The organism is Paenibacillus pasadenensis (assembly GCF_023715725.1).
Lineage (GTDB): Bacteria > Bacillota > Bacilli > Paenibacillales > Paenibacillaceae > Paenibacillus_O > Paenibacillus_O pasadenensis_A.
The window spans coordinates 240557-262020 of record NZ_JAMBOT010000005.1 but is presented as its reverse complement, the minus strand read 5'-3'; the positions used below and the strand labels follow the sequence as shown (position 1 = coordinate 262020).

Genomic DNA, 21464 nt, shown 5'->3' with positions numbered 1-21464 from the left:
AAGTTAGAATGAGTACACTCAGTATACTTCAGGATTTCATTACTGAACAGAGAAAGTTCAGCAGCAGCAGAAAAAACCGGCGCTTCCGCAACCGGCTTACTTTTCCCACAATTTTTCTGCGTGGCTCAACCGAGACAAACCGGCTATATCCCGCTCCATCCGGCGCTTGGCTCCAGGGGATTGTTTAATAAGTGAATCGGCTCCGGCTCTTTTCCAGTGTATTGCTTCATTATAAGGTCCAAAATACTCTCCGTATCGTCAATCAATATAATCGCTATTCCTTCCGGCAAAGCAAGAGCGCGCCGCTTCGCGTACAGCTCCGGCCACAACAGAACTGCAGCCGCTTCATGCAAAGAAGGAAGCAGCTGGAGATCCTCCTCGCAGCGGGCGAGCAGAAGCTTGGGATAAATCTCCCGTTTAAATCCTTCGACCAAAATAAAATCCGCCTGCGGAGTTAGTCCGATTAGCTCCGCCAAGGTGCTGCCGCTCTCCATCACAACGACGGTGCGCGAAGAGGAGCTTACGGCGGACCAGTAAGCGCCAGCCTCCCGAAAACGCCGCGTATCGCAGCCCGGCCTCTCGTCTTCGAATTCATGGCCGTCATGTTTGATGGAGGCTACGGATAAACCCGTCAATCGAAGCTGCGCGGCAAGCCGGCAAAGCAGCGTTGTTTTTCCGGTATTTTTATAACCGACCAGCTGGATCACCGTTTTCATGCTGTTCCATCCTCTCCGCGAGTTCCAGACAAACCATGTATTCCTCCCTCGTATTCAGGTTCAGAGCGAACAGCGGCTTGTCGAATCCTTGCTCCAGCCAGTGCCCGGCATCCACCGTCTCCGCCTCCAGCAGCCCGAGCAGCCTTTGCAGACGGTACTCTCCCGCAGCCAGCAAAATTTCGGCAGCCGCAGCTCCTCCCTCACGCCGGTATACGCCATGCAGCGGCTGCAGCCGCCCGTCCAAAAGCGGCACAGCGCAGCCGGCGGAGCCGCTCCGCAGCTTTTCCGCGAGCTCAAGCGCACCAGGCGCAATCACAAACGGCATATCGCAGGCGACCGTCCATACATAAGGTGACTTCGCCGCCAGCAGCGCCGCATGCACACCCGCCAAAGGTCCGCAGCCGGCATACCGCTCCACAAGCGGCGGCGGCAGCTCCGGCGCCGCAGCCCGCACCCGCCGCGCCTGGACTTCGTCGGCTACGACGACGGTCACCCTGCTGCATACAGCGCCCATCCGCCGCGCGATACGCGACAGCAGCGTGCGACTGCCGAGCGTCAATCCGAATTTATCCTCGCCCATCCGCCGGGAAAGACCGCCCGCCAATATAACCCCCTCCAGCTCCATATCACCCGTCATTGCTCACCGGCCTCCTCTCCGCCTGAGCGGCGTAATTCGGACCGCTGTCGTTTTAAAACCCGGCATGCGGCACACGGGATCCAGCTCTGGGCGTGTCGCCAGATTGACGTTCTGTTTCCCGCCCCAGTGCATTGGAGCAAAAACCGTATCCTCGCGAATCCGGTCGTTAAGCCTGCTGCGGACGCTGAATTCTCCCTGCCGCGAGGAAACAGCAACCCACTCTCCGTCAGCAATGCCAAGCGCGGCCGCCGTTGCGGGATGAATTTCCACAAAGCTTTCCAGCTCGCGCGCGGCAAGCGAGGGGCTTCTCCGTGTCTGGACTCCGGTCAAATAATGAGGAAGAACGCGGCCGTTCGTCAGCAGCAGCGGATAGCCGGAGCCTGGTTCGTCCCTCGGGCCCGTTCCCGCCTCCGAGCGAACTCCGAACTGAGCGCGGCCGTTCGGCCTGGCAAAGCCGTCTGTAAACATTAAGCCGCAGCCTTCCTCTTCTTCGGACAGGCAGGGCCAATAGACCCCTCCCTCACCCCGGATGCGCTCATACGTAATGCCGTAATAATCCGCGTCCCCGCCCCGGCTCGCCCGCCGCAGCTCAGTAAAGATCGCTTCGGAGCTGCCGCAGTTAAAATGCTCGCCGCGGCCGAGTTTTGCTGCCAATTCGTTCAAAATAACCCAGTCGTGGCGGCACTCTCCCGGCGCTGGCAAAGCGGCTTCTCGAAGCAGAACCCGCCCCTCCAGATTCGTCAGCGTCCCTTCATTTTCAAGATACGATGTGACCGGCAGCACTACATCCGCCAGCAGCGCCGTTTCAGACATAAACATATCCGCGACAACAAGCTGATTCAGCCCGCGCAGCCCCTCCTCGACGAAGCCCGCGTGAGGGTTGGATACGACAGGATTGGAGCCCATGACAAACAGCGATTGAATGGTTCCGTCATGGACAAGCTCCATCATTTCAAAGGCGGATACACCTTTGCCCGGAATATCGCTGGGATCGACGCCCCAGATTCCGGCAATATATTCGCGGTGGGCCGGATTTTCAATGGACCGGTAGCCGGGCAGCTGATCCGCTTTCTGTCCGTGCTCCCTGCCGCCCTGTCCGTTGCCTTGGCCTGTAATCGCGCCGTAACCGCAGCCCTCGCGGCCGATGTGTCCTGTTGCCAGCACAAGATTAATGAACTGCCGCACCGCTTCGTGTCCGTCGGTCTGCTGCTCCACGCCCCGGGCTGTGCACAAAATCGCCGTCTCCGCTCCAGCGTAAGCGGCAGCCGCCAGCCGCACGTCCTCCAGCTTCACTCCGCATTTTTCAGCGGCAAAGGCTGTGTCGATTCCTTCAAGCTGCCGCACCGCCTCCTCGAAGCCCTCTGTACGCGCCTCGATAAATCCCCGGTTTTCCAGCCCTTCGTCCAAAATCAGACGCAGCATCAGCGCCGCCAGCCTTGCATCCTCGCCCGGCTTCAGCTGCAGGTGGATATCGGCCAGCTCGGCTGTTTTGGTACGGCGCGGATCCAGCACGATTATGCATGCGCCTCGTGCTTTTGCTTCATTAAAGTAAGGCATTAGGGTCGGCTGGCACTCCGCCACATTTGTTCCGGCCAAAATGATGCACTTTGCCTTTGGAATATCGGAGAGGCGAAACGTAAGACCGCGGTCAAGGCCGAAGCTGCGGACGCCAGCCGAAGCGGCAGCGGACATGCAGAAGCGCCCGTTGTAGTCGATTAACCGGGTGCCGACGGCTATCCGGGCAAATTTGCCGAGCCAATAGGCCGTTTCGTTGGTCAGCGAGCCGCCTCCGTAAAATCCGATGGAGTCCGGGCCGTCCGTAAGCATGAGCTTTTTCCAACCATCCGTTATTGCCTCCAGAGCCTCTTCCCAGCTGCAAGGCTCAAGCGTTCCTCCCCTGCGGATCAGCGGCTCAAGCAGCCGTTGGCCGTTAACGGCATGCTGATAAGCATTCAAGCCTTTTACGCAGGCACGGCCTTGCGAAGCCTCGTTTGGCAGTCCTTCCGATTTCATAAAAATCGAATCGGAAGCCCGTTCACTGCCAGCTTGTTGCGGCTCCGGGGTTAGAGCCAGCTTGCACTGCACGCTGCAATAAGGACACTGAGTATGCAATGTCTTTAATTCCGTTTCTAACGTTTTGACACTCATCATAGCCCCTCCTATCCCAGCTGCCCAGCTAAAGCGCCCGCAGCGGCGCAGGAGCACGCTCCGCCGGAGTGAACTGCTCCGCTTCAAGACGGAGCCGCTCCGCAAGGCTGCGCCTCCGGCCGAGATCGGCCAGCCTTTCGCGCAGCGCCAGCTCTCCGTTCCGCTCCAGCCACTGCCAAACCGGCTCGCCCCAGAACGCCTCGGAGCGGTACAGCTGCAGGCATGCGCTCGCCGCTTCCGCCGCCTCCTCCAGCGTATCCGCCACGGCCAGCAGTTGGCCTCCGCGCACAACTCCCTCGGCGCTGCCTCCTGCAGTCAGCTCCCAGCCGGACGGCGCGTGCGACAGGCCGATGTCGGCGACAAGCGTTCCCGCAGGAGCATGCGGGCCGGAAGACACTGCGGCGGTAAGCGGCGTTGGCCACGGAAGCCGCCTCCATAAACTTTCCAACGCGGCGGCAACCGCTGCTTCTCGATTCTCCCCAAGCCCTCCTGCAGCGGCGCGGCCTGCCCGTACCTTCAGTGTCCGCTGGCTTACAGGCCATTCCACTGCATCTCCGATAACCGGCCAACCGTTCCGCTGCGCATAATAGTTCAGCGCCGGACGGCAGTCCTCGCAGCCGGCCGAACTGCTCCAGCCCAGCCGGGACAGCGCCTCCTGCGGCGGGCATAAAGCCTTGGCCAGCCGGGACAGCGCCTGGGGCAGCTCCGCCGGAGCCAGCTCTGTGCAGCCGCATAACGGAAGCGGCCGGGACAGCGGTACAGCAGCCGTCTGCAGCATAGCTGGCTTCTGCTCCGACATATTATGACCCGACAGCGCAAGCTTGACGATCGATTCGACAACGGGGCGGCAGCCGCCGCAGGAGCCGGAAGCTCCCGTGCAGGCGCGCACCTCGTCCGCCGATCCACAGCCGCCGGAGACTGCCCGGACAATCTCCGCTTTGGCGACGGCGTTGCATTCGCATACGACAGCGGAATCCGGCATGGCCGCTGCTGCTGCATCGCGGGGACTCAGCCCGTCTGGCGCCGCCGCGGCGGAACCGCCGCTGAACGCCTTCTCAAGCTCCGCGATGGAGGCGTTCTTTTTGACGAGGCCAAGCAGCTCAGGACCATCCGACACATCCCCGTAAAGCACTGCGCCCGTTACAACGCCTCCCCGGCCAAAAACCCTCCGGTACGTACCTTTCAAACCGTCGAATTGCTGCAGCAGCGTCTCCTCTTCGCCATGCCCGCTCACGTCCCCGACAGAAAAAACCTCTGCTCCGGAAACTTTCAGCTGGGAATAGGGGACAGAACCTTCATATTGTTGTCCCTCAGCTCCCGCCAGCGTGGCGGCAAGCGTTTTGGCCTGTTCATACAACGGCGCAACCAGTCCGTATACGACTCCACGGTGCTCCGCGCATTCGCCAACCGCAAAAATATGCGGATCGCTGGTGCGCATGGAATCATCAACGACGATAGCGCGCGCCGCATTCAGCCCCGCAAGCTTCGCCAGCTCAATTCGAGGACGGATGCCGATGGCAAAAAGAATCAGGTCCGCTTTTAGAACGCCGCCATCGCGAAAACGCAGTCCGTTTGCCCGGGACAGCCCTGTCACCTGAAGCGTCTCCTTGCCCAGATGAAACTCCATGCCCTGCTGCTCCAGCTCCCGCCGCAGCAGCAGCGAAGCCATCGGATCCAGCTGGCGGTTCATCAGATGAACGGCATTGTGTACGACATGCGCTTCCATGCCGAGGTTAAGCAAACCGCGCGCAGCTTCCAGTCCGAGCAGTCCTCCGCCGATTACCGCCGCCCTTTTGCCCTCCCGGGACGCCTTCAGCATCGATTCGCAATCCGCGATGGTGCGAAACGCGATAACCCCCTTTTTGTCCGCCCCGGGAATGGAGGGAATGAAGGCTGAGGAGCCCGTTGCCAGCACGAGCCGGTCATACCGGTCCGTTCGTCCAGCCGAGGTGCGGATCGTTCTGTTAGGAGCGTCGATTGCCTCAACCGTTTCTCCGGTAAAAAGGCGGATTCCGCGCTCCTCGTACCAGCAGGCGGGCTTTAGCGTAATTTCCTCCATCGGGGTATCGCCCTGAAGAACCTTGGAAAGCAAAATCCGGTTGTACGCCGGAACCGGCTCGCTGCCATATACCGCAATATCATATCGCTCTGGCCCCAGCTTCATCAGTTCCTCCAGCAGCCTGACGCCCGCCATGCCGTTCCCGACGACAATGAGCTTTCTGCGCCTCTCTTCCATATGCGCTCCTCCTCTCCTGTAGCGGCTCCGCTTTGGCAACGGGGTTTGCGCTCAATCGCCGCTAAGTCCGATCCACCGGATCAGCTCGCCCTCGTCGGCTCCCCGGCCGCCTGCCGGTATCCGCACCAGCGCATCGGTGCTCGCAAAAGCGGCGACATTGCCGGAACGGTCTCCCGGCAGCGGCATCAGCAGCGGTTCGCTTCCCGCCTCCTCCAGCAGTGACGCGCGAATATACCGGGGATAAGGGCAGGGCTTGCGAATTGCTGCCCCAAGGCGTCCGCTCCTCCAATGCGGCTGCCAGTCGATCCTGCCTGCCAGCTTTAATACCAGCGGGCGTACGAGCAGCTCCATCCCGGCGTGACAGGCCGACGGATTGCCGGATAACGCCGCGAGCAGCTTTCCACCCGGCAGCCCATAGACCGATGTAGGCGTGCCGGGCCGCATCCGCACCTTTTGAATGACGGGCATTCCGCCCGCAAGCCTCGCTGCTTCATGCGCGTAATCGCAATCGCCCACGGATACGCCTCCCGCCGTCACAACGAGGTCGCTGTTCACTGCGGCTTCCCGGATTGCAAAAGCAAGCTGTTCCGGATCGTCCGCAACCGGGGCGTAACGCCGGACCTCTGCCCCTAGCTCCCGCAGCCTTGCGGCGAGCATAAAGCCGTTGGAATCGTAAATGGCCGCTTCTCCAAGCGGCTTCCCCGGTTCGCACAGCTCGCTGCCGATAGGAATTACGCTCACGCGAGGTTTTTGGCGGACAACCGCGGCATCCCTCCCGTCCGATGCCAAAAGCGCGATATGCCGCGCCCGCAGGCGCATTCCGCCGCCAATCAGCTTTTTTCCGGCTGGAACGTCCTCGCCGGCCTCTGCAATGTGAGACTGCGAACCCGCAAGCCTCTGGATATTCACCCGTCCGTCCTTTAACAGGACAACCGCTTCCTGCATAACGACGCGGTCATATCCCGGAGGAACAGGTGCGCCAGTAAAAATACGCAGCGTTGTGCCGAACCCGCTAGTACCTGCGCCGTTTGCTCCCATTCCCGGCCTGAGCTCGCCGCTCCTCCGCAGCATGACGGACTCGCCGCGTTCGAGAGGCGCTAGATCGTCCGAATACACCGCGTAACCGTCCATAGCTGCCCGGCGAAAAGGCGGCAGCTGCAGCCGGGCGATTAGCGGCTCCGCGAGCACGCGGCCGCATGCCTCCTCCAGAGCGACCTGCTCCGTCCCAATCTCCGGCGTATGTTCCGCGAGCAGGCGTATTGCGTCTTCAAGCTCCATTAGGCTATCGTTCACCATTAAATCCGCCTCCCGATTAAACAAAATAACTCCTGTCACTTCTGCCGGGCACGACCCTTTTCAGCAGAATGATTGCCGGCGCCGCGTATAAAAAAAGCCCGCTCCGCAGCGCGTCCAAGACGCGGGCGGAAGAGGGCTTCGTTGCACTCTTTGAGACAGCACAGCACTGTGCCGATTGAATTAGCTTCAGCTTAATGGATGCCAATGTTAATGTCAATATATCTAACATAATTACATGGATTTTGATTATTTGAAGTTAGGTATATTGACATATTTGTTCTTTCATCCTTATACTCGGTCTAGACTCTACAAGGCCGTACAGTCTCGCATACCGGTTCTCCGGCAATGAAGCCGCAGCTTTCCTATCATGGGAAGGATGCGGCTTTTTTTGATCGAGCGCCCTAATAGCTGCCGGCCGTACAAAGGAGAGGATAGGATGATGGAGAGAAAGAGCTTTTGGCAAAGCGGAGACAAAAAGACACTGCTGAGCGCTTTTCTGTATTTTGATGTGAGCTTTATGATTTGGGTATTGATCGGTCCGCTGGCTGTCGTCATCGCCGCCGATTATCCGATGGATCCGGTGCAGAAGGCGAATCTGGTGGCGCTGCCTATTTTAGGAGGATCAGTGCTGCGGCTTGTATTCGGTTTTCTCTCGGACTATATCGGCCCCAAGCTGACCGCCCAGATCGGCATGGTCATCTCAATTGTCCCGCTGGTGATGGGCTGGCAATTCGTCAACAGCCTGGAGCAGCTGTACATCGTTGCGCTGCTGCTTGGTTTTGCCGGCGCATCGTTCGCCGCCGCGCTGCCGCTGGCGGGGCAGTGGTATCCGAAGGAGCATCAAGGACTCGCGATGGGCATCGCCGGAGCCGGCAACAGCGGGACCGTCTTTTCCACGCTTTTTGCCAATCGGCTGGCCATGCACTACGGGAGCTGGGAAATTGTTTTTGGACTCGCAATCATCCCGATTGTTACTGTGTTAATATTGTTCACCCTATTTGCCCGCAACAGCCCGAGCCGTCCGGAGCCGCGCAAGCCAGCCGAATATGCGCTCGTCATGAAACAAGGCGACGCCTGGGTATTCTGCGCTCTTTATGCGGTCACTTTTGGCGGATTTGTCGGCCTCTCCAATTACTTGACGATATTTTTCAACTCCCAATACGGCCTGGCTCCCATCCGAGCCGCTGATTTCACAACGTTATGCGTCATTGGAGGCAGCCTTTTCCGACCGATTGGCGGTTATTTGTCCGACAGAATCGGCGGCGCTCGCATGCTGACGATTTTATACGGAGGCGCGGCGCTCATGCTTGCCTGCGTTGCTTTTATGCCGCCGCTGCCCGTTGTGCTTGCGCTGCTGTTCGTCGGCATGATGTGCCTTGGCGCGGGCAACGGCTCCGTATTTCAGCTGGTACCGCTGCGCTTCGGACGCGAGCTGGGCCTGATGACCGGCATCGTCGGCGCGGCTGGCGGACTCGGCGGTTACGCCTTGCCGCTCGTGCTTGGCCAATTGTACAAATCCGTCGGCAGCTACGCTCCGGGTTTCCTCTGCCTCAGCGCTGTCGCCGCCGGAGCGATGGGCCTGATTATAGTGAAGCAAATCGGCTGGCGAAAGGGCTGGCTCTCGCGGTCGGACAGCGGCAACGGCGCTCCCGCAGCGGCATCCGGCGTCTCCACCGCTTCAGCCAAGCTCTAGCACTACGAGTCATGCGTCTCCGTAGCTCAGCCAGGCTCTAGCAATTCGGTTATGCGTCTCTGTAGCTCAGCCAAGCTCTAGCAATTCGGTTATGGTCGGCGGTCGCGATTATCGCGGTCCGCAAAGCTGAGGACGATCAGTTCTTGTCTAGGATTTCTGACACTCATCTCGCAAGGTGATGGAAATACGCACTAAGGGGCGAGTAACAGTGACAGCTCTTCGAGCACTGGCTGTGGGTTAAGGGCATTTGACGCCCTTATCTACGTCCATCCGATCGGATTCTCGCTAGTTAAGGGCGTTTGACGACCTTAACTACGCCCTCTCGCTCGGATTCTCGCGAGTTAAGGGCGTTTGACGCCCTTATCCGCACCCTTTCGCTCGGATTCTCGCTAGTTAAGGTCGTTGGACGCCCTTATCCGCACCCTTTCGCTCGGATTCTCGCGAGTTAAGGTCGTTTGACGCCCTTATCCGCACCCTCTCGCTCGGATTCTCGCTGCTTAAGGGCGTTTGACGCCCTCAAGCACCCCGTCATTCGCAAGCCCTATATCAATCAGCGACAACGGCGACTCACCAGCTCAATCTGCGCCCTCGGCGGCCCCGACACCCTGCTCATGCAGGTTGCCGGGGCTGCCTTTTGAGCTTCTTCCAGCCAGCGCCTCGCTGTTATAGAAACCTCTTAAACTAAAAAAGCCTTCTGCAGCACCGCCGCGCATCCGGCAGGTACCGCAAAAGGCTTTATGCTTTTTAACGCGCCGCGAGAGCTTTGGACTCCGGCAGCTCCAGCGATTTTTTCCATGCCTGATACTTCCCCCAAGCCGCGCCGCTCTCCAGCAGCTCCTTCGCGATGTACACGCCCTCCTCCAGCGAATCCGCGCGCCTCGCCAGCTGCAGCCGAAGCGCGGCATTCAGCAAAACCGCGCCTGCATGGGACATCGAGCCCTCACCGCCCAGCACTGCTTCCCCGGCCTGCAGCTGCTCAGCCGCTGTCCAATCGCGCTCCTCCTGCTCCAGATCCAGGCCAAGCGCTTCAGGATCGACAACCTGCAGCTCCGCCACTCCGTTTTCAACGATATACAGCCGGGTCGGCCGGTTCAGATGCAGATCCTCCGAACCCTCCGCTCCCTGAATGAGAAGGGATCTTTCATACCCCAGCCCAGTCAGAAGGCGCGCCAGCCGTTCAAAAACCGTGTTGTGAAATACGCCGAAGGCCAAATAAGGCGACCCGCCGTAATCCAGCAGCTTTTCGGCCGTATTTAACACCGTCCGCAACCCGAGCTCCTCGCGGATCGGCCGCAGCCGCCCGAGCGCCGGGCACCAGCTCTCCGCCGGAACGTACAATACCCCGGTCTGACGAGCCGCTGCCTGGAGCGCCTCCCGCGAAAGCCGGTCCGGGTCCAGCCCGGCGGCTTCAAGAAGCGAATGCAGCGTCACGCCCCATTTGGGAGGAAGCGGCGCGGAACCGTGCAGCGTCACCGGCAGCCCTGCCGCCGCAAGCACAAACGCCGTCGGAAAAGTCGCGATGAACGTCCGCTTCCGTCCGTCATACGGCCCCGCAAAATCAATGCCTCCCTGCAAGCCGTCCCGGCGGGCATGAGTACGGCAGACGCGCACAAAAGCCTCGATTTCCTCAACGCTTTCCATTTTGATCCGCTCGGCGATGAGAAAAGCCCCGATTTGGGCTGGCGTTGCAGCCCCCCCTAATATAGCTTCGGCCGCAGCAGCGGCGTCGTCGTATCCGAGATCCTTAGCGCCGCGTTTGCCGCGGCCGACTTCTTTCAGCAGATGGATCATATACGGCCCGCCCCTTTTTTCGTATTGTGCTGAAGCAGCTCATACACCTTCACAATCGACGTTGCAACATCCACCATCCGTTTGCGCTCCTGCATCGCCTCCGAACGAAGCAGCTCATAAGCCTCGGCCTCGCTCAAACCGCGAGATTCGGAAAGAATCCCTTTAGCCATTTCGATCCATTTCCGTTCCTCCAGCCGCTGCAAAAGCCGCTTGCGCTCTCCCTCCCACTGCCGCCTCTCCATGCAGGATTTTCCCGCCAGCTGCAGCGCCCAATGGACCTCTGCGGCACTCATGCCGGGAGTAATCAGGCCGTCTAAACGGACATCATCCTCGCAAGCTTCCGCCGAGCCACCCATTGCCTCAGGACTGCACCACCAGAGCAGCGGCAGCTGCCGCTGCTCCGCCACCGCATCACGCCAGGAGCGCACTTGCGGAAGCGCCATATGAAGCACGGCCGCGTCGGCCTCTGGCAGCACCGTTGCAGCCTGTTCCTCCGTTACCGCTCGAAGCACGGCGTAGCCGCAGCCTCGAAGCAGGCTTTCCGGGGACGCTCCCGCCTTGTCCGGCGTGTCCTGCAGCCGGGAAACTTCTTGGTTCCGTGGGGTAATGACGACAATTGATCGCATCGACAGCGGCTCCTCTCCGCATCCAGAGCCGCCGTCTCCCCCGTTCGAAGAAAGGGTTAAACGCCAACCTCGGAATTCATGTAAATTTATATAACACAATAACTTTCGTTTTGTCGATATAATCCCTTGAATTTGGATGAAATCCTGAATTTTATGTTATGTATATTGACATTAAAGAGATTGTGCCTTATAGTGAGCCTAATTCAATCATCTATCTGAGGATACAACGATGTATCCCTTCCAGCGGCAACGAAGCCTGCAGGAATTCCGGAGGACGGATCAATCCGTCCCGGTATTCCCGCAGGCTTTTCTGCTTTTATTCTCGGCAAACTCGCCTATCCGAAAGGAGCTTGAAGGATGAACACGTCCAACTCCCAAAAACTCGTCATGATCGGCAATGGAATGGCCGGAATACGCTGCATCGAGCATCTGCTTAAGCTCGCTCCCGACGCCTACGAAATTACGGTTTTCGGAGCCGAGCCGCATCCAAACTACAACCGCATCCAGCTTAGCACGGTGCTGGCCGACGGAGGCTCCGGTTTGCAGGACATCGTCCTCAATGACTGGAGCTGGTACGCGGAGCATGGCATTACGCTGCATGTCGGCCATACCGTAACCTCTATTGATACACAAGCCAGGACGGTCGCCTCCGACCAAGGGCTGACGGTCAGCTACGACGTGCTGCTAATAGCTACCGGCTCGCGCGCATTCATGCTGCCCGTCTCCGGCGCGGACAAAGAGGGCGTCATCGGGTTTCGCGACATTCGCGATTGCGAGACGATGCTTGAGGCTTCCCGGACCTACCGCCGCGCCGCCGTAATCGGCGGCGGACTGTTAGGATTGGAGGCCGCCCGCGGGCTGCTCAATCTCGGCATGGACGTCACCGTCATCCATAATTCCAGCGCGCTGATGAACCGCCAGCTCGATCCTCCGGCCAGCCATATGCTGCGTCATGAGCTGGAGATGCAGGGCATGAAGTTTCTAACAAACATGCAGACCCGGGAAATTACCGGAGCTGACCGGGTTACCGGCATCTCTTTTAAAGACGGGAGCTTTCTGGAAACGGATTTGGTCGTTATGGCCGTCGGCATCACGCCTAACGCCGAGCTGGCCGCCCGCTCCGGCATTGCGGTCAAGCGAGGCGTACTCGTTGGCGATGATCTGTCCACGAGCGTTCCCGGCGTGTATGCGCTCGGCGAATGCGCCGAGCATAACGGAATCACGTACGGCCTCGTCGCCCCCCTTTACGAACAGGGAGCCGTGCTGGCGAAACATCTCGCAGGCGTTCACTCCGAAGGCTACAAAGGCTCCGTCACCTCGACAAAGCTGAAGGTATCCGGCGTTGATGTATTTTCGGCAGGAGATTATATCGGTCTTGAAGGAACCCGCTCGCTGTCATTTAAAGACGAGGTGGACGCCGTTTACAAAAAACTGGTGCTGCGCGGCGATTTGCTGGAGGGAGTTGTGCTTTTTGGCGACATCAACGACGGGCCGATGCTGTTCAATCTGATGAAAACCGGCGAATCGGTCGCAGGTCGGGAAAAGCAGCTGCTGCTTGGATTTGCTCCCGGCGCAACCAGCGCGGCTTCGCCTCTGGAGCGGCTGTCCGCGATGCCCGGCGACGAGATCGTATGCGGCTGCAACGGCGTCAGCAAGGATGACATTGTTGACGCCATCGCATCCAAGGGCTGCACAAGCCTGTCGGCTGTCAAAAGCTGCACGAAAGCTTCCGCCTCATGCGGCGGCTGCAAGCCGCTAGTGGAAGATCTGCTTACATTAACTGCCGGAGATTCCGTCGTGAAGGCCAAAGAAGGCATTTGCGGCTGCACCCCGCTCGACCGAAACAGCATTCTTGAAGCGATTAATGCAATGGGGCTTACCTCGGTGAAGGAAACGATGAACGTGCTGGAATGGAGCCAGCCCGAAGGCTGCTCCAAATGCCGTCCAGCTCTGAACTATTACTTGGGAATGCTGAAACCCGGGGAGTACCGCGACCAGAAGGAATCCCGTTTTACGAATGAGCGTTATCATGCCAACATCCAGAAGGACGGTACCTATTCGGTCGTTCCCCGGATTTACGGCGGCGTGACCAGCCCGGCGGAGCTGAAGCATATCGCCGACGTGGCGGAGCGCTTCCAGGTTCCGCTGGTAAAATTCACTGGCGGACAAAGGCTCGATCTGCTCGGCGTGCGCAAAGAGGATCTCCCGCGTATGTGGGAAGAGCTCGGCATGGCTTCGGGCAGCGCCTACGGCAAAGCTTTGCGCACGGTAAAAACATGCGTCGGCGACACCTTCTGCCGTTTCGGCACCCAGGATGCTATGGGCATGGGCATCAAGCTGGAAAAAGCGTTTGAGCGCATCAGCACACCGGCGAAGTTCAAAATGGCCGTGTCAGGCTGCCCGCGCAACTGCGCTGAAGCAACGATCAAGGACTTCGGCGTTGTCGCCATCGACGGGGGATGGGAGCTTCATGCCGGCGGCAACGGAGGCGTTAAAGTCCGGGCGACGGATCTGCTGACGGTTGTGCGGACGGAGGAGGAAGTCATGGAATGGTCTGGAGCCTACCTGCAATATTACCGGGAAAATGCAAACTGGAACGAGCGTACCGCCCATTGGGTAGATCGAATTGGAATAGATGCGATTCGCGAGGCTTTGTCTGACCGGGACGAAAGACTCGCCCTCGTCGACCGTCTGCAGACAGCTCTCTCCGGCCTTGAGGACCCATGGCATGAAATCGTGGATAATGCTGAGCTGCGCAAAAACTTTGAGCCGCTTGCGGCGGCGGGGAGGAATTCACAATGAGCGAATATCATGTCGGACATACCGGGCAAATTGATCCTCTCGGCTCCCGAACCGTAACGGTAGAAAAAGAGGAAGTCGCCCTCTTCAAGCTTTCCAGCGGCGAAATTGCGGCGGTGGAGAACCGCTGCCCCCACAAAGGCGGCAAGCTGTCGGAGGGCATGGTTTGCGGCTCCTCGGTCCACTGTCCGCTGCATGACTGGAAAATCGACCTGCGCAGCGGGCGCGCGGCAGCGCCGGACGAAGGCTCGGTCAAGGTGTATCAGGCTCAGGTGGACAAGGACGGACGTATTATTTTAGTCAAAAACGAGGTCTGCCCTGCTGTTCATCCTTAAGCGTCGACGAATTAGACGTCTTTCGGCGCAAACCCGACAGCGGCAGTACACTATTTGTCATAAACCAAAAGAAGAATCCTTTAATTGGATTAAAAATGGACACTTTTCCGGCAGCATCCATCGTTTGCTTGAATGGTACAATGACGTTGGCCGTTACAATTGCGCCTTAACCTAACGATTCATTCCTAACCTTGGAAAGGAGAGTTAAGCCGTCATCGTATCCAATTCACGCACAGCCCTGCGCCTGCTCGTTTGTGCAGCAGCAGCAGCCATTGTTTATGCTCTAGTTAAAAATTATGTTCTCGATCCTCAGGCCGCCGAGTTTCTGGGGCACAAACCAGAGTCTTCCCTGCCGGACAACGGCGGCGCTTGGCTCATCGTCCTTTATATTCATATCGCAGCCGCTTGCCTGGCTACACTATCCGGCCTGCTCGGCTTTTTGCCGCGCACCCGACGGACAGCGGCAGCGCTCCGTTTCCACCGGTGGAACGGATACGTCTATTTAACTAGCATAATCATTATTTGCATATCATCGGGCTATATGGCTCCTTACGCAACCGGGGGCAAATGGACCAGCATTCCGTTTAACTTGCTGAACATTTTTTGGCCGGCGATTACGATTTTTGCTATACGCAGCGCAAGGAAGCGGCGGCTCGCCAACCATAAACGCGGCATGATTCGCAGTTACGCGTTTTGCTTCAATAATTTGACGCTGCACATATTCACGACCTTGTTTTATTCCGGATTCGGCCTAGATTACACGCTTGGTTATACCATTGCGCTTTATGTCAACATCGCTTTCCTGCTGGCGGCTGGCGAAATAGTCATACGGATGCTTAAAATTCCGAAGGACCAGCGGCGGGCGTGAATGTGCTCTTTGACTATCTTAGCTATTCGCGCGGTTTCACGCTCCGTAAGGGCGTTTGACGCCCTTACCGACGGCTGTTCACGCGGTTTCACGCTCCGTAAGGTCGTTTGACGCCCTTACCGATGGCTGTTCACGCGGTTTCACACTCCGTAAGGGCGTTTGACGCCCTTACCGATGGCTGTTCACGCGGTTTCACACTCCGTAAGGTCGTTTGACGCCCTTACCGACGGCTGTTTGCGCGGTTTCCTGCTCCGTAAGGTCGTTTGACGCCCTTACCAGAAGCTTTTCCGCTCGTCTCGCCCTTACGGAGGCTCAGCACCATTTGTTCTTATGCAGCTGGCTTTTCCCATTCAACTACTTTCCACACAGCTTAAAAAACGCAGCAAAAAGCGCCGGTTTCCGCCGGCGCTTTTCCTTTACGGTTTACTGTTTCATTCGCGGATCCAGCACATCCCGCAGACCGTCTCCCATCAGATTGAAGCCGAGCACGGTTAGCATAATGGAAAGGCCGGGAAAAACGACCGTCCACGGTGCTTTTTGAATAAACTGGCGCGAATCGGACAGCATTTTGCCCCATTCCGGATCCGGCGGCTGAGCGCCAAGGCCAAGGAAGCCCAGCGCAGCCGCTTCAATAATCGCCGTAGCGATGCCGAGCGTGCCCTGCACGATGATTGGCCCAAGGCAATTCGGCAAAATATGCTGCAGCAAAATACGGGAATTCCTCATGCCGAGCGAACGCGCGGCCGTAATGTACTCCTCCTCACGCAAGCTCAAAACCCTGGCCCGGACAAGCCGGCCGAACACCGGCACGTTGACGATGGCGATTGCGATCAGCGCATTTTGCAGCGATGGCCCGAGCGCGGCGACAATACCGATTGCCAGCAAAATGCCGGGGAACGCCAGCAGGATGTCAAAAAGGCGGGATATCAGCGCATCGATCCAACGACCGTAGTACCCGGCAACAATGCCCAGCAAAGTACCGGACGCAATCGATCCGAGCACGCTGCTGACGCCAACCCAAAGCGAGATGCGCGTCCCGTAAATGATTCGGGAGAAAATATCCCGCCCGAGATCGTCCGTGCCGAACCAATGCTCGCCGCTCGGCGCCTGCAGCCGGTCAACCAAATTCTGCTCCTTGTAATTGTACGGCGCCAGCAGCGGCGCCATTAGCGCGACAAGTATAAAAAATATGATAATGCCAAGCCCGATCATCGCCATGCGGTTGCGGCGGAAGCTGCGCCACGCATCTCTCCACGGGGAGGAGACTTCCGCTTGCGGCGGGACGGCCAGTCGGATAGCCGGTTGTGACACGCAATCTCCTCCTATTTGTAGCTGATTCTTGGATCGACCGCGGCGTACAGCAAATCTACCAGCAAGTTAATAAGCACAAAGATTAACGCGATGATCAGAATGCCGGATTGGATGACGGGATAATCCCTGGCGCTGATTGCGTCGAAAATATAGCGCCCGACGCCCGGCCAGGCGAAAATGGTCTCGGTCAGCACCGCTCCGCCGAGCAGCAGCCCGAACTGCAGGCCAACAACGGTCAGGACGGGAATGAACGCATTGCGCAGCGCATGTTTATAAATAACGCCCAGTTGCGATATCCCTTTAGCCTTTGCCGTGCGGATATAGTCCGAACGCAAAACCTCCAGCATGCTGGAGCGGGTCATCCGCGCGATAATCGCCATCGGAATGGTGCCCAGCGCGATGCCAGGCAAAATCAGATGTTTCATGACCGTCCAGAACTGATCCATCCGCCCTGCCAGCAGCGTATCGATCAGATACAGGCCGGTGACGGAATCGACCGGATCGCGGGGATTCATCCGGCCGATTGACGGGAGCCATTTGAGCTCAAGCGCGAACAGCCACTGCTCCATCAGACCAAGCCAGAAAATCGGCATCGACACCCCGATCAGCGCGATCAGCATGCTCGTGTAATCAAACCAGGAGTTTTGCTTCCAGGCGCTTAAAACGCCGGCGTTAACGCCGATGATAATCGCAAACAGCATGCTGAAAACAGTCAGCTCCAGCGTTGCCGCAAGATAAGGTCCCATCTCCGACGTAATCTCCTCACGAGTGCGGATTGACTTGCCCAAATCGCCGCTCAGCAGATTGCCTAGATAATCTCCGTATTGGATATACAGCGGCTGATCCAGCTTGAGCTGCTGGCGCAGCGCCTCCTTGGAGGCGTTGCTTGCTTTTTCGCCAAGAATGACTTCAGCAGGGTCGCCTGGAATGGCATGAATGATGGAAAATACGATGAGCGTCATGCCCAGCAGCACGGGAATGAGCATCAGCAAACGGCGTATCGTGTAATTCAGCATATTGGTTGCTCCTTGCGGTCAGCATCGGCCTATTCGAAATAAACTTCACTGTACGGCTCCGAGCTCGTCGGAGAAGGCACGTAGCCTTTCAAATTCGCCTTGGCAGCCAAAAGCGGCGTGGAGTGAACAAGCGGAATCCATGGAGCGTCCTGCTTGATTAGCAGCTGGGCCTGTTTGTAAAGCTCCTCGCGCTTGGCCGAATCCGCTTCCGACTGGCCTTGGCTTAACAGCTTGTTCACTTCCTCGTTGGAATAGAAGCTGTAATTGTTGCTGCCGATGGCGTCTTTGTGCAAAAGAGTAAACAGGAAGTTGTCCGGGTCGCCGTTGTCGCCCGTCCAGCCAAGCATGAACAGGTCTTCCTTCTCGCCTTTTTTCAGATCGGCCAGATAGGTCGCCCATTCCGGCGATTCAATCCGCGTTTTTACGCCGATTTTCTCAAAGTCGGCCTGAATGGCCTCGGCCACTTTTTTGCCATCCGGCATATAAGGACGCGCAACAGGCATCGCGTAGAAAACAAGCTCATTCGGCAGCCCGTCCGGATATCCGGCGTCGGCCAGCAGCTGTTTCGCTTTTTCCAGATCGTACGGGTAATCCTGCACATCCTTGTTGAAGCCGAGCGTAGTCGGCGGCATCGGGTTGACAGCCATTTCCGCCAAACCGCCGTAAAAAGCTTGAATGATGCCTTCCTTATTCACGGCGTGGTTCAGTGCAACGCGCACCTTCGGATCATCAAACGGCTTTTTCTTCACGTTGAAGCCAAGGTATCCGACGTTAAAGGACGGGCGCACGATCTTTTGCAGCTCGGCGTTGCTCTCCAGCGCGGTCAGGTCGTCGGGGTTCACGCCCTCCATCAGATCGATCTCGCCGTTTTGCAGCGCTGTAAAACGAGCTGTATTTTCCGGAATGACCGTAATAATAACGCGGTTCAGCTTCGGCAGCCCCTCCTGCCAGTAATCCGCGTTTTTCTCCAGCGTGACGGACTCATTGCGTTTCCACTCCTTGAAAACAAACGGCCCGGTTCCGACAGGCTCGCTCTTGAACTTGTCCTTTTTTTCCTGAACCGCCTTCGGAGAAGCGATGCCAAATGCAGGCATGGCGAGGTTTTGCAGGAACGGCGCCTGAGGCTGGTTCAGCGTGAACTGCACGGTCGCGGGATCAACCGCCTTCACTTCCTTGATGACGCGGGAGCCGTCAGGGCCGAACATTGAATCGTAATAGTCGAAGGAATCACCCTCGAATTTGTACGGGCTGGCCGGATCGAACCAACGGGTGAAGTTGAACACGACCGCGTCAGCGTTGAAGTCTGTTCCATCATGGAACTTAATGCCCTGGCGCAGCTTGAACGTGTACGTTAGGCCGTCCTCCGACACCTCATAACTTTCGGCAAGAGCAGGCGCCACTTCCGTCGTACCGTTTTTGTACGTCAGCATCCCCTCGAAAATTTGCTCCGTCACCTTCATGGACTCCCCGTCGGTAACGATTGAAGGGTCAAGCGCTGCGGCGTCTCCGCCGCGCGCCATAATTAGCGTATCCTGGGAGCCCGCCCCTCCGGATGGAGCCGGACTGCCGGATGGCGATTCGCTTGTTGACGGCGAGCTGTTGTTAGCCGCTGGCGAGTTATTGCCGCTGCAGCCGGTAAAGACGATGACGGAAGCGAGCAGCAGAGCCGCTCCGGATTGCCATTTTTTCAAGTTCATTGCCTCCCTTTGGTTTCAAAATCCGATCAAGCTCTATATGCTGCAATCCCACTCCGCCGCTGGCTTAGGAGTAAAGATGACAAGCCGTTGCATGTCCAGGGGCTACCTGCTTCATCACCGGGCGCTCGTGTCGGCAAATGTCCATTGCTTGCGGACAGCGCGTATGGAACACGCAGCCTGCCGGAGCGTTAGCCGGGCTCGGAACCTCGCCCTGCAGCATAATCCGCTCGGAGGCTTTCCCCAGATCCGTGCTCGGCACTGCGGACAGCAGCGCCTTCGTATAGGGATGTTTGGGCTCGGAATAGAGCGGCCGTTTGTCGCCAAGCTCCACAATCCGCCCCAGATACATGACCGCCACCCGGTCGCAAAAATGTTTGACAACGCTCAAATCATGCGCGATAAACACATAAGTAAGCCCCATCTGCTCCTGCAAATCGTGCATCAGATTCAGAATTTGCGACTGGATGGACACATCCAGCGCCGACACAGGCTCGTCCGCTATGATCAGCTTCGGCTCCAGCATAAGCGCGCGGGCGATCGCAATCCGCTGCCGCTGCCCGCCGGAAAACTGATGCGGATAACCCTCCAGCTGCCAAGCGCTTAACCCTACAGTCTCCATCACCTTGGCGACCCGCTCCCGGCGCTCGGCCGCGTTCCCGATGCCATGCACGATTAACGGCTCCTGCAATATTTTTCCGATGCGATGGCGGGGATTAAGCGAAGCAAACGGGTCCTGGAAAATCATCTGCATGTCCCGGCGCATCTTCCGAAGGCCGCTTTCGCCGAGACTGCCCAATTCCTGGCCATCGAACCGCACGGTGCCGCCGGTCGGCTCGATGAGCCGAAGCAGCGAGCGGCCTGTCGTCGATTTTCCGCAACCGCTTTCACCAACGATTCCGAATGTCTCCCCGCGTCGGACCTTAAAGCTGATTTTATCCACCGCCTTGACCTGCCCCGTTACCCGCTGCATAATGCCTGTGCGAATCGGAAAATAAGTACTCAGCTCCTCCGCCTCAAGCAGCGCATCCCCGCTGTCAGCCAACGTCGCTCTGCTCAATTCGCCACCTCCTGCGTCGTGTTCAGCCAGCAGCGGGAGCGATGGGCGGCATTGGCCCCTGCAATCAGCTCCGGAAGCTGCGCCCTGCATATGTCCATGGCATATTCGCAGCGCGGCGCAAAACGGCAGCCCTGCGAGATCGCGCCGGGCTTCGGCACTTGGCCCGGGATGGAATAAAGCCGGCTGCGCTCCTCATTCATGCTGGGAATGGAACGGATCAGACCTTGCGTGTAAGGATGGCGCGGATTGGCGAAAATGTCCTTCACCGCGCCTTCTTCGACCACCTTGCCGGCATACATGACCACGACCCGCTCGCAAATTTCAGCGACAACGCCCAAATCATGGGTAATCATCATAATGGCCGTCCCCGTTTCGCGATTGAGCTTTTTCATCAGGTCCAGAATTTGCGCCTGGATTGTCACATCAAGCGCCGTTGTCGGTTCGTCGGCAATGAGCAGCTCCGGCTCGCAGCAAAGCGCAATGGCAATCATGACCCGCTGCCGCATTCCGCCGGACAGTTGATGGGGATACGAGCGGACAATGCTTTCGGCACGGGCGATGCCAACCTTGCGCAGCATATCAACCGCGCGGGCGGCCGCCTCCTTTTTGCCAATCGGCAAATGCACGCGGAGAGTCTCCATAATCTGCTCGCCGACTGTCAGCAGCGGATTAAGCGAGGTCATCGGCTCTTGAAAAATCATCGAGATTTCATTGCCGCGAATCTGCTTCATTCTTTTTTCCCGGGCATGAATCAGCTCCTCGCCCTTGAAACGAATCGATCCCCCGGCGTATTTGCCGGGAGGCTGCGGCAGCAGCCGCATGACGGACAACGACGTGACGCTTTTGCCGCAGCCGGATTCTCCGACAACGCCGACGATTTCGCCTTTACGGATGGACAGATCCACTCCGTCAACCGCAGGAATTTCGCCTCGCTCCGTCACAAAATGAGTATGCAGATCCACAATCTCCAGCAGGTGAGGCTCCATTCGTCCGCCCCTTTCACTTTAATTCATTAATGCATTATAAATAGAACGCGTTACAGTTAATTCATGATTTTCTTAAATTGTAAGGAAAAATAAGGGTTACTAAAATTCAATGAACACCCATCTTTCATGAGTCAGGTTTTATCACAGTGATTGTAAATCAGAAACGTAAAGTTCGTAAATATTGAATTTTTATTCATAGTTCGTGCTCGAAAATTAAATTGAAACTCGAATTCCCTCGAAATATAGGGGTGA

The 21464-nt window shown here is 57.8% G+C and carries 16 protein-coding genes; 4 read left to right on the top strand and 12 right to left on the bottom strand.

Annotated features, from left to right (window positions below; translation table 11 throughout):
• Window positions 1–143: 143 nt before the first annotated feature.
• The 5 genes from mobB to M3223_RS14850 are packed head-to-tail and all read right to left on the bottom strand — an operon-like array spanning window position 144 to window position 7033.
• Window positions 144–716 carry a molybdopterin-guanine dinucleotide biosynthesis protein B gene (mobB, locus tag M3223_RS14870; RefSeq protein ID WP_251562789.1) on the bottom strand — a complete coding sequence of 191 codons (573 nt, stop codon included), beginning with the start codon at window positions 714–716 and terminating at the stop codon, window positions 144–146.
• Complete coding sequence (mobA, locus tag M3223_RS14865) at window positions 685–1353, bottom strand: molybdenum cofactor guanylyltransferase (RefSeq protein WP_251562787.1); 669 nt, start codon at window positions 1351–1353, stop codon at window positions 685–687. The genes mobB and mobA overlap by 32 nt, the downstream gene beginning before the upstream one ends.
• 3 nt (window positions 1354–1356) lie before the next feature.
• Window positions 1357–3501: a molybdopterin oxidoreductase family protein gene (locus M3223_RS14860; RefSeq protein WP_251562785.1), complete on the bottom strand. Its 2145-nt coding sequence runs from the start codon at window positions 3499–3501 to the stop codon at window positions 1357–1359.
• A gap of 28 nt (window positions 3502–3529) precedes the next feature.
• On the bottom strand, window positions 3530–5737 hold the full coding sequence (gene nirB, locus M3223_RS14855; protein WP_251562783.1) for a nitrite reductase large subunit NirB: 2208 nt from the start codon (window positions 5735–5737) through the stop codon (window positions 3530–3532).
• Between the two features lie 51 nt (window positions 5738–5788).
• Complete coding sequence (locus M3223_RS14850; protein WP_251562781.1) at window positions 5789–7033, bottom strand: molybdopterin molybdotransferase MoeA; 1245 nt, start codon at window positions 7031–7033, stop codon at window positions 5789–5791.
• Window positions 7034–7472: 439 nt separating this feature from the next.
• On the opposite strand from M3223_RS14850, the gene M3223_RS14845 reads away from it, so the two are divergent.
• The gene (locus tag M3223_RS14845; protein ID WP_251563016.1) at window positions 7473–8726 is read left to right on the top strand and encodes a nitrate/nitrite transporter; all 1254 of its coding nucleotides are present in this window, start codon (window positions 7473–7475) and stop codon (window positions 8724–8726) included.
• Window positions 8727–9470: 744 nt separating this feature from the next.
• Here M3223_RS14845 and M3223_RS14840 read toward each other — a convergent pair.
• Window positions 9471–10517, bottom strand: a complete 1047-nt coding sequence (locus M3223_RS14840; RefSeq protein ID WP_251562779.1) for an anthranilate phosphoribosyltransferase — start codon at window positions 10515–10517, stop codon at window positions 9471–9473.
• Window positions 10514–11143, bottom strand: coding sequence for an ANTAR domain-containing response regulator (locus M3223_RS14835; protein WP_251562777.1), 630 nt, complete (start codon window positions 11141–11143; stop codon window positions 10514–10516). The genes M3223_RS14840 and M3223_RS14835 overlap by 4 nt, the downstream gene beginning before the upstream one ends.
• A gap of 357 nt (window positions 11144–11500) precedes the next feature.
• On the opposite strand from M3223_RS14835, the gene nirB (M3223_RS14830) reads away from it, so the two are divergent.
• From nirB (M3223_RS14830) to M3223_RS14820, 3 genes are all read left to right on the top strand, one after another.
• Window positions 11501–13945 (top strand): nitrite reductase large subunit NirB, encoded by a 2445-nt coding sequence (gene nirB / locus M3223_RS14830; protein WP_251562776.1) that lies wholly within the window; start codon window positions 11501–11503, stop codon window positions 13943–13945.
• Window positions 13942–14277: a nitrite reductase small subunit NirD gene (gene nirD / locus M3223_RS14825; protein ID WP_251562773.1), complete on the top strand. Its 336-nt coding sequence runs from the start codon at window positions 13942–13944 to the stop codon at window positions 14275–14277. The genes nirB (M3223_RS14830) and nirD overlap by 4 nt, the downstream gene beginning before the upstream one ends.
• A gap of 214 nt (window positions 14278–14491) precedes the next feature.
• The gene (locus tag M3223_RS14820) at window positions 14492–15145 is read left to right on the top strand and encodes a DUF2306 domain-containing protein (RefSeq protein WP_353057704.1); all 654 of its coding nucleotides are present in this window, start codon (window positions 14492–14494) and stop codon (window positions 15143–15145) included.
• Between the two features lie 423 nt (window positions 15146–15568).
• On the opposite strand, the gene M3223_RS14815 is transcribed toward M3223_RS14820, so the two are convergent.
• The 5 genes from M3223_RS14815 to M3223_RS14795 all read right to left on the bottom strand — a co-directional run bounded on the left by M3223_RS14815 (window position 15569) and on the right by M3223_RS14795 (window position 21212).
• Entirely contained in the window at window positions 15569–16456 is an 888-nt protein-coding gene (locus M3223_RS14815; protein WP_251562770.1) for an ABC transporter permease, read from the bottom strand.
• An 11-nt stretch (window positions 16457–16467) separates the two neighbouring features.
• Window positions 16468–17472, bottom strand: a complete 1005-nt coding sequence (locus M3223_RS14810; protein ID WP_251562768.1) for an ABC transporter permease — start codon at window positions 17470–17472, stop codon at window positions 16468–16470.
• 29 nt (window positions 17473–17501) lie between these two features.
• Window positions 17502–19169 carry an ABC transporter substrate-binding protein gene (locus tag M3223_RS14805; RefSeq protein WP_251562766.1) on the bottom strand — a complete coding sequence of 556 codons (1668 nt, stop codon included), beginning with the start codon at window positions 19167–19169 and terminating at the stop codon, window positions 17502–17504.
• 64 nt (window positions 19170–19233) lie between these two features.
• The gene (locus M3223_RS14800; RefSeq protein ID WP_435368020.1) at window positions 19234–20226 is read right to left on the bottom strand and encodes an ABC transporter ATP-binding protein; all 993 of its coding nucleotides are present in this window, start codon (window positions 20224–20226) and stop codon (window positions 19234–19236) included.
• Complete coding sequence (locus tag M3223_RS14795) at window positions 20223–21212, bottom strand: ABC transporter ATP-binding protein (RefSeq protein WP_251562764.1); 990 nt, start codon at window positions 21210–21212, stop codon at window positions 20223–20225. The genes M3223_RS14800 and M3223_RS14795 overlap by 4 nt, the downstream gene beginning before the upstream one ends.
• Between the last annotated feature and the right edge of the window lie 252 nt (window positions 21213–21464).